This window comes from Arthrobacter sp. MAHUQ-56 (assembly GCF_019710585.1).
Classification (GTDB): Bacteria; Actinomycetota; Actinomycetes; order Actinomycetales; family Micrococcaceae; genus Arthrobacter.
Genome location: NZ_JAIFZQ010000008.1, coordinates 265,844 through 279,511 on the forward strand (window position 1 = coordinate 265,844; position 13,668 = coordinate 279,511).

Genomic DNA, 13,668 nt, shown 5'->3' on the forward strand with positions numbered 1-13,668 from the left:
TTTAGGTGTTTTGGACGTTGTCTTTGGCGTCGGTGGCGCGGTCTTTGACGTCGGTGGCGGCTGTTTGGCCTTCGGCTTTGACGTTTTGGGCGGCGTCGGTGGCGGTGGCTTTGACGTTTTCCATGGCTTCCTGGGCGGGTTCCTTGAGGTCCTGGGCCATGTTTTTCGCGGCGTCGGTGAGTTCGTGGGCCAGGGGCTGGGCTGCGGTTTTGAGTTGGTCCGCGGCTTCGCGTTCTTTCTGGCTTGGCGGGATCAGGGAGGAGACGAGCAGGCCGGCGCCGAAGGCGATCAGGCCGGCGGCCAGGGGGTTGCCCTGGGTTTTGGCTTTGACCTGGTCGGGGGTGTGGGAGACGGCCTGGCCGGCGTCGGTGAGTTTGGCCGAGACGGTGTCTTTGGCGTCGTGGAGGCTGTCTCCGGCGTTGTGCAGGGCGTTGGTGGTGTGGCCTGCGCCGGTGGTGGTGGTGTCGTGGACTTTGGTGGTGGCGGTGTCGGCTGCGCCCATGATTTTCTCCTTGACTCCGGTGACGGCGTCGCGGACCTTGTCGGTCTGGCGGTGGACGATGTTGGACGGGGTGACCTTGTCGGCGACGGCGTCCACGTTGGTGCCCAGGCGGGCACGGGTGGCTTCTATGTCTGCGCGGATGACGTCGGGGTTCTCGCTCATCGGTTTACCTCACCTGGTTTTAGGGTTGGGGGGATTTCGGAGAGTGTTTCGCTGGTTTGGGGCAGGCCTTTGATCTCTTTGAGTTCCTTGCGGCCGATGCTGGCCAGGACCGCGGCGGTGATGGCCCAGATGACGGCGACGATCAGCGCGGCCCAGCCCAGGGGCATGAGGGCGCCGAGGGCGAACATCAGGGCCAGGGAGAGGAAGAGCAGGACGAAGTGTCCGCCGACGCCGGCGCCGGCGAGCATGCCGGCGCCTTTCCCGGCGCGGGTGGCTGACTGTTTGGCTTCGGCCTTGGCCAGTTCCACTTCCTGGCGCATCAGGGTGGACAGGTCCCGGGTGACGTCCCCGAGCAGTTCGCCCAGCGAGGCGGTATCGGCCTTCAGGTGCGCCGCACTCGGCGGCGTCTCAGGAATCTGGCTGCTCACAGCTGGCGTCCTTCCCTCGGTCCTCCCGTGCCGAACGGCTCCTCGCCGGGGGCGTAGACACCGTTCTCGGCGCGGTAGGGATCGTCCTCGTAGCGCAGGGGCGTATCTTCGGCGGTGCCGGCCGGCAAAGTGCTGGTGGAGACAGGCGGTGCGCTGCTGACGACCGGTTCGTCGAAGAGGTCGTCCGTGCCGGCCGCATAGACGGATTCATTGTGGATCGGAGCCACCGGCGCGGAGTGCCTGGGCTGCGGCTGCTGCGTCCGGGCGGCCTGGACCTGACCCTGGGCTTCGGGGGCTCCGGCGGTGAGGCCGCGGGTGAGGCGCCCGGCGAGGACGCCGGCGCCGGCGGCGAGGAGCAGGAACGTGCCGGGGCGGTTGCGGGCAAACCGCTGGACTTCAGTGAGCAGGTCGCCCGGTTCGCGGTTTTCCAGCCAGGTGGCCATCGACGAGGTGCGCTCGGCCGCCTGGCGGATCAGGTCGCCGGCGACGCCCTGCTGGTCAGGGGCGCTGGCCATGCTGTGCAGCTGGCTGGAGATGTTGCGGATGCCTTCGGCCGCCTTCTGCTGCTGGGTGCCGGCCTGGCTGGTCAACCCCGCGCGGGCCTGGTGCAGCAGGTCCTGCGCGCCGGCCTTTGCCTCGGAAGCAACATTCGCGGCTTCCTCTTTCGCCGTCTGGGCAACGTTCTGGGCGGCGGATGCGGCCTCCCCGGCTACGTTCGAGGCTTCTTCCCTGTTCCCTGCTGCATCCGATGGGTAAGCGGCGTGCTGCGGGCTTACTCCTGCTTCGCCATAGGACTGTGTGCCGTATGGGTCAGTGGTGGTGGGGGTGGGAGTCTGGGGCCATTGGTTCTCTGTCATCTTCGCTCTCTTTCAGAAAGGGTTAGCTGGCGATCAAGAACCAGCAGTGCTGGCAACTTAGTAAGCAAGGTTACTAATTAGATACTAAGCACACTTTCCATTTCGATTGCAAGGGATGCCGCACTCTTTTCACATTGGCGGCACGACGCGGGCGGGCGCACCGAGTGGATAGTAAGCCTACTTGCAAATATGATGCTAAGCATGCTTATTGTAGAAGGGTAGCGACGCATGAAGGGGTCACACCCGTACTTCGCCCACTACAGGAAGGCCGCGGCCGATGACCAGCAATCTCGATCCGGATGCCCGGAGCAGCTACCGCCTGATTACTTTGGCGGCGCGCCTGATCCAGCGGCGGCAGGACGATGCCCTGGCGCCGCTTGGATTGACCCGCGCCGCCGTTATCGCCTTGGAGGGGCTGACGGACGGACCACTGAACCAGGAGCAGCTCGCCGACACCATCCGCGTCCAAAGCCAGACGTTGGGCCGGGTCCTTACCAGGCTGGAAGCGGCCGGACTTATCACCAGGACCCGCCAGGCAAGCGACCGGAGGCAACTGAAGGTCGAGCTGACGGAGGCGGGCGCGAGTGCCGTCGACGCAGCCAGGCAGGCGGAGATCAATGCCTATCCGGATGATCCCGAAATCGCCTGGAAGGCCCTCCGCGATGAGCTGACCAAATTCGTGCGTGCCGTACCGCTCAACCGTGATACGGGCGTTGTCCCTTTTGTGGCGCCCGAACATCGGGCCGGACACCGGCCTCAGGCGGGCCGGTCAAGTGGCCTGCGGGCCAGCGATCAGCCCCACCAGAGTTGACGCAATCCAGAAGCGGGGCCGGCCCATGCCGGCCGGCCCCGCTTCGCTGCTACCCGTTGTCCTGTTGGCCTTCCTCCAGCAAACCGCGTTGGGCCAGGTCCGCCTCCTCCGCGGCTTCGGGCGGAAGGGGGTCTGTGGCCGGCGGGACGTCGCTGGGTGCATAGTCGGCCAGTCCTGCCGCTACCCTTTCCTGCTCGGCCGCCTTCTGGTAATCGTCGTCGTCAATCACTTCGGGCATCTTGCCGTGCCCGGTGCGGGTGGGGTTCGGAAGTGCATCTTCCTCCGGGACCATCACGCTCCCCAGGACGTCATCAGTGTTTTCATCTGCAGTGCTCATGGTGCACCTTCCCTTCGGTAGCTTTCCTGCTTGGCAGGGCGCTTAGGACTCCGGTACCTGGGGCCCCGTGGACCAGCGCAGCACGGCCGCGGCATCCGCGCCGTCGGGCAGGACCGGTCCGGGAACCAGAAGGACCTCGGCATCTGTCAACGCCGCCGCCCGCAGCAGTGCCGCGGGCGCGGGAACCTTTCCCAGAATGCCTGCAGCCAACGTCTCTTCTTCGCCCAGGGCAACCCACGGTTCCGCGTCCAGGGCCAGCAAGGTCCGCTCGGACAGGGCCGCATCATCCAGGATCAGGACCTCGGCCTGCGCCTGCTGCAACGCGTGGACCACGGCCCCGATGCCGACGGCCGACTCCGGGTTCCCCTGGCCCTCCTGCACGGCCAGCCGGTCCATCACATCCTGCTGCCCGGCAGCCCAAAGTTCAGCCACCCGCTGGTTGACCTGGTCCTCGAGGTTGGCGCTGTCCGCCCCGGCGGTGTGGGTGTGGGAATCCACTTCGGACACGAGCGCCCGGCTCGCATCGGACAGCTGGTCCCGGACCAACCCCCGGGCGCGGATGTCGCCGGCGAGGACAATCAGGCGGGCGCCGCTGGCCCTGGCCACCCTGTCTATTTCCCCTGCCACTTCATCCGCATTACGGCGCCAGACATCCTCCGTGTGGTGCTGGAATCGCAGTTCCGACCAGCCGCCTCCGTGGAACTTGTGGACGTGTTCGGTTTCGCCCTCCACCTCCTGGACAGCGGCGGGTCCGCCGGCGCCGGCGCGGTACAACCGGATTTCACCGTGCTCCCGGCTTACTTCCGCCACGACGTAGGGGAACTCTCCAGGGCGGTGCTTGACCACGGGCAACAGGTCCGGGACCGGGCTGACCAGCACGCGCTCCGGCAACACCTGCCTTCCCGGAAGCACTTCATTGAGTACGGCCCTGCCCTGGTGCACCAGGACATAGCGGGAAACCGGGGCAGGAACTCCCGCCGCGGGCTTGAGTGCCTGCTCCATGGCGTCCATGTCCGCCGCAGTCGCGCCCTGGGCTTCGAGCTGCGCGCGCACGTTTCCCGGCCTGACGTCGCCGGCCTCCAGTGTGTCCACTGTTCCGGTTCCGGCGTCGACGTACGCCGTGCACCAGGGTCCGGCCAGGCGGCACAGGTCCGCATATGCCTTCAGGCTGGAGCCGCTGTTGGTGCTGCCTCGTTCTGCCATGACGATCTCCTTCGCGCGTGAGTGGTATCACAGGCTCTTGTCCGTCATTTCAAGGTAGTACTCGAGGACTGCAGGCTGAAGGGGCTTCCGTCCCCTTCCTTGTCACTCCCGGCAGGCGTCCTTAAGGGCCTTGACCGAGTCAGCGGGCACCTGGTCGCCGGATGCCGCAATCTCGCCCAACGGCGTCGTAATTTCCGCCGGAACCCCGGCCGTCCGCGCGGCAGAAACGAGCCCTGCCAGCGCCTGCTTGTCCTCCACGCTGACCAGTCCGTCCTGGATGACCGCGCAAATCTGCCGGTTGACTTCCTGTGCGGCGGCGGAGGCGGCCTTGGACGCGGCGTCGCTGGCCGCAGTTCCGGCCGCTTCCCCGGCCGCGCCGCAGCCGGTCAGCAGCAGGATGGATGTGGCAAACAGGACGGCGAGGCGGCGGGTCATGAATCCCAGCCTACCGGGGCACTGCCACACCCAGGATGCTGTCCAGCAGCCCGTTCCGGAATTTCCCTTCTGGATCGCCGGCCGCTGCAAACGAACGGAAGTCGGCGAAGCGGGGGTAGAGCTTCTCCCAGTCATAGCCGTCAGGGGAGAAGAGCTTGCCCCAGTGCGGACGTGCGCCGAAGGGCCGCAACGCAGCTTCCAGCTCCGGAAGGAAAGCCTCCACCTCACGCTGCAGCGGCTTCCAGGTGAAATGCAGTGCGACGCTCTGTTGCCGGTAGAACGGACTCAGCCAGAACTCATCGGCCGCACCCGTGCGTACCTCCGAAACGAAGAGCAGGGGCGCAAGCCGGTCCGCGAGGGCCCGGACCGCCTGCAGGGCGGCGGGGGCGTGTGCCAGGGGGAGGATGAACTCGCTTTGCAGTTCTTCGCCCTTGCTCGGAGTGAACTCGTGGCGGAAGTGCGGCAACCGGTCCAGCCACAGCCCGGGCTCGTCCAGCTGCAGGGTGCAGTTCTCCGCAGACATCTCGGGCAGCGGATGCCGCGGACGCTGGGCCGGGGTGGCACCAAAGAACTCCTGGAGCGGGGGTTCCCCATCCAGGGCCTTGAGCCAGACCTGGCTGATCGTCTCCCCGGCATAGTCGGTGAAGAGGCTGACGCTGTAGGCGCTGGAAAGTATGGCGTTGAGTTTCTCCAGGGCGCGTTCCCACGGCAGGTCCTCCAGGACCCGCTGGCGCATCCGGAAGCTGGGACGCACCGCCAGTTCCAGGCCGGTCACGATGCCCAGGGCACCGAGGCCCACCACGCTGGCAAGGAAATCCCCGCCGTCCGCCCGCGAGAGGGTCACCTGCTCCCCGGAGGCCCTGACCAGGTCGATCGACTCGACCGCACCGGCAAGGGAAGGGTTGTTGACGCCGGAGCCGTGGGTGCCGGTCTGCACCGCGCCCGCCACCGAGATGTGCGGCAGCGAGGCCAGGTTGTGGATGGCAAAGCCGGACTTCTCGAGAACCCGGCACAGCGCCCCGTAGCTCACGCCGCCGCTGACACGCACGGTTTTACGCTCCCGGTCCAGCTCCACCTGCTGCGGCAGGGCATCCAGTAGAACGTGGACCCCGTCCGTGTCCCCCACGGTGTTGAAGGAGTGCCGGGACCCGAGCGCCTTGATCCGGTCTGAGCGGGCCACCAGCTCTGCCAGTTCAGCCACGGACTCCGGCCGCTGGATGTCGGCCGAGGCGTATTCAAGGTTTCCTGCCCAGTTCTTCATTGAGTGTGGCTTTCGGGTCGGGTTGGCGTTCGGGTCCCTCCTATGTCAGCGCTCACAACCACGCCTGTCAAGGAGTTTCCACTGGCTGGGCGGCCGCTCCTCAGGCTCCGGGGGACCGCTCCGGGGCTGTGGTGCGGGGCGGCGGGACGCGGCGGCTCCCGGTTGCCTCGAAGGCCGCCGCCAGATGCAGCAGGTGGGTGTCGCTGTAGGCCCGGCCGGCAATGGTCAGGCCCACGGGCATGTGGATGTCACGTGCGATACCCATCGGAACGGTGACCGTTGGGATACCGAGATGGCGGGGGACGAGGTTCCCGTTGGACACCCACACGCCGTTCCGCCATGCCAGGTCGGCGGAGGCTTCATTCGTGTCCGCATCGGCCGGACCGATGTCTGCGGCGGCAGGAAACACCACGGCGTCCAGGCCCAGCCGGTCCATCCATTCCTCCAGGTCCACCCGGCGCGTCTCCTCAAGCCCCTTCAGCCCTTCTTCAAGGTGGGGAATGTCCGTCAGCCCCGGTACTCCGTGTTCCCGGATCCATGCGGGATAGTCGCCGATGTCGTCGTCGAATCCGTCGTACCGGTCCGGCAACGATCCCGCCGGGGCCGGGAAGATCGCGGCGCCGTCCACGTCGCCCAGTCGGTTGAGCGCAGGGTCCCCATTGGCCTCAAGGAAGTCGTTCCACGCCCACGCCGAGAGGTCCACGATCTCGCGCCGGAGGTACTCAGCGGACACCAGTCCGCGCGTGGCGATGGTGGGCGCACCCGGACGGTCGCCTTCGTAGTTGGACACCACCGGAAAATCGACGTCCACCACTTCGGCGCCCGCGGCTTCGAGGTCCCGGCGCGCTGCCTCCCACAGTTCGATGATGGAGGCGCGGGTTTCGATGCGTTGTCCCGTGGGGCCGCCGATACCCGGTGCCGCCGCCGTCCCGGCCTCCGTGTCCGCGTTGATGTACATGCGGGGGATGCCCAGGCGTTTGCCCGCCAGCACACCTTTGGCTGCAGCAGCGTCGGGGACGGCCAGGTCAAGGTACGACGGCGGCCGGACGGCGGATGCCGGGGGGACCGGGATCCACGGCTGGACGCGCCAGAAATCCCCGCGTGCTTCGGGATCGTCCGCCACCACGGCGTCCAGGACTTCCAGGAGGTCCGGCATGGTCCGGGCATGGGGAACCACCACGTCCATGGTGGGCACCAGCGGCCAGTTGCCGCGAACGGAGATGACGCCCCGGGAGGGAGTGTAGGCGCACAGGGCATTGTTCGACGCCGGAGCGCGTCCGGAGGACCAGGTTTCCTCCGCCAGGCCAAAGGCAGCAAAGCTCGCAGCCGTCGCGGTGCCTGAACCGTTGGAGGATCCGGAAGCGAACGCAGCCGTGAGGAAATCCGCGCTGTACGGGCTCTCAGCCCGGCCATATACCCCGCGCTGCATACCTCCGTTGGCCATCGGGGGCATGTTGGTCAGCCCGAGCAGGATGGCCCCGCCGGCGCGCAGCCGCTCGATGGTGAAGGCGTCCTTCTGCGCCACCAGGTCCTTGAAGGCCGGCGAACCCGCAGCAACGGTAAGCCCGCGCGCCTGGTAGCTGTCCTTGGCCGTATAGGGAATGCCGTCCAGGGGGCCCAGGGTGAAACCCGCGGCACGGCGCCGGTCGGAAGCCTGCGCCTCCGCCATGGCTTCCGGATTCATCACGACCACCGAGTTGAGGCATATGCCGGAGGAGTCATACTTCTCTATGCGCTCCAGGTACAGGCGCACCAGCTCTTCGCTGGTTACCTCGCCCGCTTCCAGGGCGGCCCGGAGCCGTGCGATGCCCGCCTCCACCACGTTGAATGTGCCCGGAGCAGCCTGCGTCCGGGTCTGCTCGGCGAGCCTCATGCTGCGCCTCCTGCCGCTGCCGCCGGCTGCTGCTGCGTGATGCAGTGTATGCCCCCGCCGAAGGCGAAGATGTCGCGGGCATCAACCAGTTCCACAGTCCGGCCCGGGTACGCGCGTTCAAGGATGCCCTCGGCGATGGCGTCGTTGGGGTCGTCGAAGCTGCAGAGCACCACAACATTGTTGGCCACGTAGTGGTTGATGTAGGACCAGTCCACGAACCCCTCGTCGTCCTTAAGAACCGTGGGGGCGGGGACGTCGATGACGCGCAGGGGCCGGTCCCGGGCATCCAGTTGGCCGGCCAGGACAGCCTTCAGCTGGAGGTAGACGGCGTGGTCCGGGTGGGCGGGGTCGTCCTGACGGTGCAGCAGGATGGTGCCCGGCCCGGCGAAGGCGGCCACGATGTCCACGTGGCCGCGGGTCCCGAACTCGCCGTAGTCGCGGGTGAGCCCGCGCGGAAGCCAGATCGCCTTGCTGGTTCCAAGGGCTGCGTGGATTTCGGCCTCGACCGAGGCCTTGGTGGCTCCCGGGTTGCGTCCTGGATCAAGCTGGACTGTCTCGGTGAGGAGGACGGTCCCCTCGCCGTCGACATGGAACCCGCCGCCCTCATTGACCAGCCGGCTGGACCGGACCGGAGTCGCGGCTTCCGCTGCGACGGCTCCCGCCACCAAGCGGTCCTTGTCCCAGGCGGCCCAGTCCTGCGCGCCCCATCCATTGAAGATCCAGTCGACGGCGGCCACCGAACCGTCCGCCCGGTGCGTGAACGTAGGGCCGCTGTCCCGCAGCCACGCGTCGTCCAAGGGCACCTCGACCACCGTGATGCCGTCGCCCAGCCATTCCCGGGCGGTCGTGGCATCACGCGGATCCGCTACTACCGTGACGGGTTCATAGCGGGCGATGGTCCGGGCCACCCGGGTCCAGGCTGTCCGTGCACGGTCGAGGGTGGGGCTTCCCACGCTGCCGAAGGTTTCATTGGGTGGCGGAAAGGCCATCCAGGTCCGCTGATGGGCCTCCCACTCGGCGGGCATGCGGTGTGCGGGAGCGGCGGAAGCCCGGGAGGGGGCGGCGCTGCCCTCTGCAATGGTCGAATAAATGAATGCCATTCATTTAGTATGGACAGGGTTGTGGCTTCGCGCAAGAGGTTTCGCCTGGTTACTCCCCGGCGGGCCGGTCCACAGCCGCCAGGATGGCCCGGGCCAGTTCAGCCGGCCTGGTGAACTGAGGCCAGTGGCCAGTGGGCAGGTCCACGTACTCCACGTCCCGGATCCGGGCCAACTCCGCCACATAGGGGTGTTTAGCCGCGATCCACTCCCGGAGCGTCGCGGACGGGAACTCACAGGCGATCACCGTGGCCGGAACCTCGTAGCGGCGCTCGTCGTGCAGGTGCTGTGGGCCGTACGCCACCCCGCGGGGCTCAGGAACGGCGCGGGCGCGGAACGCCTGCCGGAGCCCGTCGTCGAGGTCCAGGAGGTCGGCATCGTCGAAACTGTCCCAGGGCGGTAGCGGCACGTCGTCGCCATCAGCCTGCAGTTCATCGTTGATGACACCGCCTTCACCCAACGGGCCACTGTCCACGTAGATCGCCCGCAGTACCCTGTCCGGCCGCGCATCCACTGCACCGTGGATGATCGCGCCCCCGCCGGAATGGCCCACCAGGACCACCTTGCCGGGGGTGGCGTCCACGGCCTCCACCACGGCGTCGATGTGGTCCTGCAAGGTGATGCCCGCGCGCTTGGCATCCAGCGACTCCTTCCCTGGAAGGGTCAGTGGGTGCGGGCGGTGGCCGGCCGCCTCCAGGGCCGGGGTCACGTCCTCCCAGGATGAAGCGTCCAGCCAGAAACCGGGAACCAGGATGATGTCCATGACCGAACCCTACTCCGCGGCCCGCCACGGCGTCAGCGCCGCCGTTTACGGTCCTTGCCCGCGGCCCTTTCCAGCCGTTCAACGCCCTCGCGCTCTGCCCAGCGCTGCGACTTCCCTGCCGAGACCACCTTCTGGTGCCACTCCCGCTGGTAGGCCCGCTGCGCGGCGACGTCCGAACGCCGCGCCAGCGATGCCAGTTCGCGCTGCATCTTCAGGTAGGAGTTCCAGCGGCGCTCCGGGAGGAGCCCGGCATCGATGGCTTCCCGGACTGCACAGCCGGGCTCGCTGTCGTGTGCACAGTCCGCGAACCGGCACCGCCCAGCCAGCTCCTCCACGTCGCCGAACATTTCGCCCAGCCCCTCCTCGGCGTCGAACAGCCCGAAGCCGCGCACCCCGGGGGTGTCCATCAGCACCGTTCCGTTGGAGAGCGGCACCAATTCCCGCGACGTGGTGGTGTGCTTGCCCTTGAAGTCGCCGGACCGGACTTCGCCCGTGTGCTGGACGTCGCTGCCCACCAGGGCGTTGATGAGGGTCGATTTTCCTGCGCCGGAGGGGCCGAGGAGCACAACGGTTCCGCCGGGCGGTATGTGCCCCAGCAGTTCGTCGATGCCGTCGCCGCTCTCGGCGGACGTGGTGACCACCTCCACGCCGGCGGCCTGCAGGATGACTTTCCCGACGACGTCGTCCGCCACCTGGGCCAGGTCCGCCTTGGTAATGACCACCAGCGGGGTGGCACCGGAATTCCACGCGGCCACCAGCGTGCGCTCCAGCCGGTTGTGCGTGAGGGGCCGGTCCACGGGCACCACCACGCCTACCGTGTCCATGTTCGCGGCGAGGACCTGCTCGGCCGATGAGTCCTCGAACGCCCGTTTCCGGCTGAGCGCGGACACGCGCGGCAGGACGGCCAGGATCTGCCGGTCGCCGGCGCGGTTTGGCCCGGTCCAGACCCAGTCCCCGGTCACCGGAACGTCTCCGGACAACGGGTAGGGCAGGTGCAGGAGTCCGTCATTGACCGCGACGAGCAGCAGGTTGCGGTCCACGCGGACCACCCGTCCGCGTCCGGTGGCCCCGGCGCAGGGGTGCTGATTGAAGTGGTGGGCGACGGCGGGGGTGTAGCCATAAGCGGCCGGGCCGCCGGTTGATCGGGTTTTTTCAGTGTTGTCCAGGGCGTGGCCTGAAGAGTTGTGCACGATGGTTTCCTTGCGCAGGTTCCCCGGGTGCCATAACGCTATGGCGGACAGCTGCCGTTCAGGCGTGTGCAGCCGGGAGGAGGGTTGATGTGGTGGATGCGGGGCGCCCAGGGCGCGCGGCAACTGCAGTCATCAAAACCACCTCCCTTCCCTCGCGGGGTTCCCGTTCTCCCGCCGGGAACGGCAGGGCGGAACCGCCACCTACTCTAGTGCCCGCCGCCGTCGGGCACCAGAGTCTGGCGCGGAAAAGCGGCTACGCGCTGGTGGCGTCCTGCACCTCGCCCACCAGCTCCTCGATGATGTCCTCGAGGAAGAGCATCCCGGTGGTCCTGCCGTCGGCGTCGAACACGCGGGCCACGTGGGCTCCGGTCCGCCGCATCGACGCCAGCGCATCCTCAAGGTCCGCGCCGGCAAATGCCGAGGCCAGGCGCCGGACGCGCTTGGCGGGGACCGGCCGGTGGAACTTCCCGGCAGTGGTGAGGTCCATGACGTCCTTGAGGTGCAGGTAGCCGTCCGGCTCACCCGTGCTGTTGGTAAGGATATAGCGGGAGTATCCGTGTCCTGCCACGGCCTGCTGGATGTCCGCCGGGGTGGAGGTCGTGGGCAGCAGCACCATGTCCGCCATGGGCACCTGGACGTCGGCCACCGTCTTGGCAGTGAACTCGAAAGCGTTGGTCAGGGTGCCGGTGGTGTCCGTCAGCATGCCGTCCCGGGTGGACTGCTCCACGATGGTGGCTACTTCATCCAGCGTGTACGCACTGGTCGCCTCGTCCTTGGGCTCCACGCGGAAGAGCCGGAGGATGGAGTTGGCAATTCCGTTCAGCGTCCAGATCACCGGCTTTAAGACCCTGGCCACCATGACCAGCGGCGGGGCAAGCAGGAGGGCTGCACGCGTGGGGACTGAGAAAGAAATATTCTTGGGCACCATTTCGCCCACCACCACGTGCAGGAACGTCACCAGCAGCAGCGCCACCACGAAGGCCACGACGCCGATCGCCTCCGCCGGGAGGGACGTCAGGCCAAGCGGGACTTCCAGCAGGTGGTGGATGGCCGGTTCGGAGACGTTGAGGATGACCAGGGAACAGACGGTAATCCCCAGCTGGCTGGTGGCCAGCATGAGGGTGGCGTGCTCCATGGCCCACAACGTGGTTTTCGCGGCCTTGCTGCCGGCCTCGGCCCTGGGTTCGATCTGGGAGCGGCGCGCGGAAATGACGGCGAACTCGGCACCCACGAAGAAGCCGTTCACCAAAAGGAGCACCACCAGCCAGATGATGCCGGGAAGGTATTCACTCATGGGTCAGCTCCTGGGTCAGGCTGTCGATGATCCGGTCGTGCGGGCTCCGCCGCGGTTCGCCGGACGCGGAGGGGGTGAAGCGCAGCCGTTCCACGTGCATGCCGGCCACGCGCTCCACGCGGAGGGTGCCGCCGTCGACCTCCACTTCGTCGCCCAGCTCGGGCAGGCGGTCCAGCCGGTCCGTGACGAACCCGCCCACGGTGTCGTACTCGTCCCCGTCGGGGACCTCGATGCCGGTGCGGTCCAGCAGTTCGTCCGGCCGCAGCGCGGCGTCGAACGTGACGGAACGGCCCAAGCGCACAACGCCGGCCCGCGCCCGGTCGTGTTCGTCCTCGAGCTCGCCCACGATCTCCTCCACCAGGTCCTCCAGCGTGACGATCCCGGCGGTGCCGCCGTGCTCATCGGAGACGATGGCCACCTGCAGCCCCTGCTTGCGAAGCAGGTTCAGCAGGGTGTCAGCGCCCATGGATTCGGGGACCCGCAGCGGCTCGATCATGAGCTCCCCCGCGGTGACGGCCGCGCGCTGTTCAAGGTTCACGGCGAACGCCTGCTTGACATGCAGGAGGCCCAGCACGTCATCCCGGTCCCGCCCGATCACGGGAAACCGGGAGTAGCCGGTGGCCGTGGCCAGGGCAACGATGTCCTCCGCGGTGTCGGCGAGGCTGACGGCGGCCATCCGGACGCGCGGGGTCATGACGTCCGCGGCGCTGTACTCGGAGAACCGGAGGGTGCGGCGCAGCAGGGTGGCGTGGTCCAGGTCCAGGACGCCTTCGACGGCGGAGCGGCGCACCAGGGAGCTTAGCTCCTCTGCGCTGCGGGCGCCGGAAAGCTCCTCCTTGGGTTCGATGCCGAACCCGCGGATGATCCTGTTGGCGGTGTTGTTGAAGAGCAGGATCACGGGCTTGAACACGGCCGTGAAGAGGGCCTGGAAGGGGACCACCACCTTGGCGGTGGCCAGCGGCAGGGCCAGGGCGAAGTTCTTGGGCACCAGTTCGCCGACCACCATGGAAAAGACCGTGGCCAGGAAGATGCCGGCCACGGAGCCGACGGCGGGGACCAGGGCTTCAGCCACCCCTGCGGACTGCAGCGGTCCGCTGAGCATCCGGCTGATGGCCGGTTCAAAGGTGTAGCCCGTCAGGAGCGTGGTCAGCGTGATGCCCAGCTGCGCACCCGAGAGGTGGGTGGACGTGATTTTCAGGGCTTTGATGGTGGGGCCCAGGCGTTTCTCGCCGCGGGCCTGGCGGGCTTCGAGGTCATGCCGGTCCAGGTTCACCAGGGCGAACTCCGAGGCGACGAAGAAGCCGGTGCCGACGGTCAGGACCAGGCCGATGCCCAGCATGATCCATTCATACATTGGGGCGCCCCTCTCCTGTGGTGGCCGGAATTCCGGTCAGGCGGCAGAGGGGCCAGGGCATATGTGAGGGAGGGTCGTCCATATCCGGTACAACTCCGGGG

Annotated in this window: 14 protein-coding genes; 1 reads left to right on the forward strand and 13 read right to left on the reverse strand. The window is 67.6% G+C overall.

Annotation, left to right across the window (positions count from 1 at the left end; genetic code table 11):
- Position 1 precedes the first annotated feature (1 nt).
- Genes K4G53_RS05380 through K4G53_RS05390 form a run of 3 tightly spaced genes read right to left on the reverse strand, consistent with a single transcriptional unit; the run spans position 2 to position 1,949 of the window.
- Entirely contained in the window at positions 2-664 is a 663-nt protein-coding gene (locus tag K4G53_RS05380; RefSeq protein WP_221384459.1) for a DUF3618 domain-containing protein, read from the reverse strand.
- Complete coding sequence (locus tag K4G53_RS05385) at positions 661-1,092, reverse strand: phage holin family protein (RefSeq protein ID WP_221384460.1); 432 nt, start codon at positions 1,090-1,092, stop codon at positions 661-663. The genes K4G53_RS05380 and K4G53_RS05385 overlap by 4 nt, the downstream gene beginning before the upstream one ends.
- Positions 1,089-1,949, reverse strand: a complete 861-nt coding sequence (locus K4G53_RS05390; protein ID WP_221384461.1) for a hypothetical protein — start codon at positions 1,947-1,949, stop codon at positions 1,089-1,091. The genes K4G53_RS05385 and K4G53_RS05390 overlap by 4 nt, the downstream gene beginning before the upstream one ends.
- A gap of 277 nt (positions 1,950-2,226) precedes the next feature.
- Here K4G53_RS05390 and K4G53_RS05395 point away from each other — a divergent pair, with 277 nt between their 5' ends.
- Positions 2,227-2,760, forward strand: coding sequence for a MarR family winged helix-turn-helix transcriptional regulator (locus K4G53_RS05395; protein ID WP_221384462.1), 534 nt, complete (start codon positions 2,227-2,229; stop codon positions 2,758-2,760).
- A 49-nt stretch (positions 2,761-2,809) separates the two neighbouring features.
- Here the strand turns inward: K4G53_RS05395 and K4G53_RS05400 are convergent, their stop codons facing one another.
- The 10 genes from K4G53_RS05400 to K4G53_RS05445 form a co-directional block, all read right to left on the reverse strand.
- Positions 2,810-3,097 carry a hypothetical protein gene (locus K4G53_RS05400; RefSeq protein WP_221384463.1) on the reverse strand — a complete coding sequence of 96 codons (288 nt, stop codon included), beginning with the start codon at positions 3,095-3,097 and terminating at the stop codon, positions 2,810-2,812.
- A 42-nt stretch (positions 3,098-3,139) separates the two neighbouring features.
- A complete protein-coding gene (locus tag K4G53_RS05405) occupies positions 3,140-4,300 on the reverse strand; it encodes a Vms1/Ankzf1 family peptidyl-tRNA hydrolase (protein WP_221384464.1) in 1,161 nt (386 codons plus the stop codon).
- Between the two features lie 102 nt (positions 4,301-4,402).
- Positions 4,403-4,735, reverse strand: coding sequence for a hypothetical protein (locus K4G53_RS05410; RefSeq protein WP_221384465.1), 333 nt, complete (start codon positions 4,733-4,735; stop codon positions 4,403-4,405).
- Between the two features lie 10 nt (positions 4,736-4,745).
- Positions 4,746-5,996: a D-arabinono-1,4-lactone oxidase gene (locus K4G53_RS05415; protein ID WP_221384466.1), complete on the reverse strand. Its 1,251-nt coding sequence runs from the start codon at positions 5,994-5,996 to the stop codon at positions 4,746-4,748.
- Between the two features lie 100 nt (positions 5,997-6,096).
- On the reverse strand, positions 6,097-7,869 hold the full coding sequence (locus K4G53_RS05420; protein WP_221384467.1) for an amidase: 1,773 nt from the start codon (positions 7,867-7,869) through the stop codon (positions 6,097-6,099).
- Complete coding sequence (locus K4G53_RS05425) at positions 7,866-8,969, reverse strand: agmatine/peptidylarginine deiminase (RefSeq protein ID WP_221384468.1); 1,104 nt, start codon at positions 8,967-8,969, stop codon at positions 7,866-7,868. Before K4G53_RS05425 ends, K4G53_RS05420 begins: the two co-directional genes overlap by 4 nt.
- 49 nt (positions 8,970-9,018) lie before the next feature.
- Entirely contained in the window at positions 9,019-9,729 is a 711-nt protein-coding gene (locus tag K4G53_RS05430; protein WP_221384469.1) for an alpha/beta fold hydrolase, read from the reverse strand.
- 32 nt (positions 9,730-9,761) lie between these two features.
- A complete protein-coding gene (rsgA, locus tag K4G53_RS05435) occupies positions 9,762-10,919 on the reverse strand; it encodes a ribosome small subunit-dependent GTPase A (protein WP_221384470.1) in 1,158 nt (385 codons plus the stop codon).
- 253 nt (positions 10,920-11,172) lie between these two features.
- A complete protein-coding gene (locus tag K4G53_RS05440; RefSeq protein WP_221384471.1) occupies positions 11,173-12,213 on the reverse strand; it encodes a hemolysin family protein in 1,041 nt (346 codons plus the stop codon).
- Complete coding sequence (locus K4G53_RS05445) at positions 12,206-13,567, reverse strand: hemolysin family protein (protein ID WP_221384472.1); 1,362 nt, start codon at positions 13,565-13,567, stop codon at positions 12,206-12,208. The genes K4G53_RS05440 and K4G53_RS05445 overlap by 8 nt, the downstream gene beginning before the upstream one ends.
- Between the last annotated feature and the right edge of the window lie 101 nt (positions 13,568-13,668).

What these genes read in the sequence shown, in the direction of transcription:
- K4G53_RS05380 (WP_221384459.1), bottom strand. Translation starts at nt 664, where the DNA reads ATGAGCGAGAACCCCGACGTCATCCGCGCAGACATAGAAGCCACCCGT.
- K4G53_RS05390 (WP_221384461.1), bottom strand. Translation starts at nt 1,949, where the DNA reads ATGACAGAGAACCAATGGCCCCAGACTCCCACCCCCACCACCACTGAC.
- K4G53_RS05395 (WP_221384462.1), top strand. Translation starts at nt 2,227, where the DNA reads ATGACCAGCAATCTCGATCCGGATGCCCGGAGCAGCTACCGCCTGATT.
- K4G53_RS05400 (WP_221384463.1), bottom strand. Translation starts at nt 3,097, where the DNA reads ATGAGCACTGCAGATGAAAACACTGATGACGTCCTGGGGAGCGTGATG.
- K4G53_RS05405 (WP_221384464.1), bottom strand. Translation starts at nt 4,300, where the DNA reads ATGGCAGAACGAGGCAGCACCAACAGCGGCTCCAGCCTGAAGGCATAT.
- K4G53_RS05410 (WP_221384465.1), bottom strand. Translation starts at nt 4,735, where the DNA reads ATGACCCGCCGCCTCGCCGTCCTGTTTGCCACATCCATCCTGCTGCTG.
- K4G53_RS05415 (WP_221384466.1), bottom strand. Translation starts at nt 5,996, where the DNA reads ATGAAGAACTGGGCAGGAAACCTTGAATACGCCTCGGCCGACATCCAG.
- K4G53_RS05420 (WP_221384467.1), bottom strand. Translation starts at nt 7,869, where the DNA reads ATGAGGCTCGCCGAGCAGACCCGGACGCAGGCTGCTCCGGGCACATTC.
- K4G53_RS05425 (WP_221384468.1), bottom strand. Translation starts at nt 8,969, where the DNA reads ATGGCATTCATTTATTCGACCATTGCAGAGGGCAGCGCCGCCCCCTCC.
- K4G53_RS05430 (WP_221384469.1), bottom strand. Translation starts at nt 9,729, where the DNA reads ATGGACATCATCCTGGTTCCCGGTTTCTGGCTGGACGCTTCATCCTGG.
- K4G53_RS05440 (WP_221384471.1), bottom strand. Translation starts at nt 12,213, where the DNA reads ATGAGTGAATACCTTCCCGGCATCATCTGGCTGGTGGTGCTCCTTTTG.
- K4G53_RS05445 (WP_221384472.1), bottom strand. Translation starts at nt 13,567, where the DNA reads ATGTATGAATGGATCATGCTGGGCATCGGCCTGGTCCTGACCGTCGGC.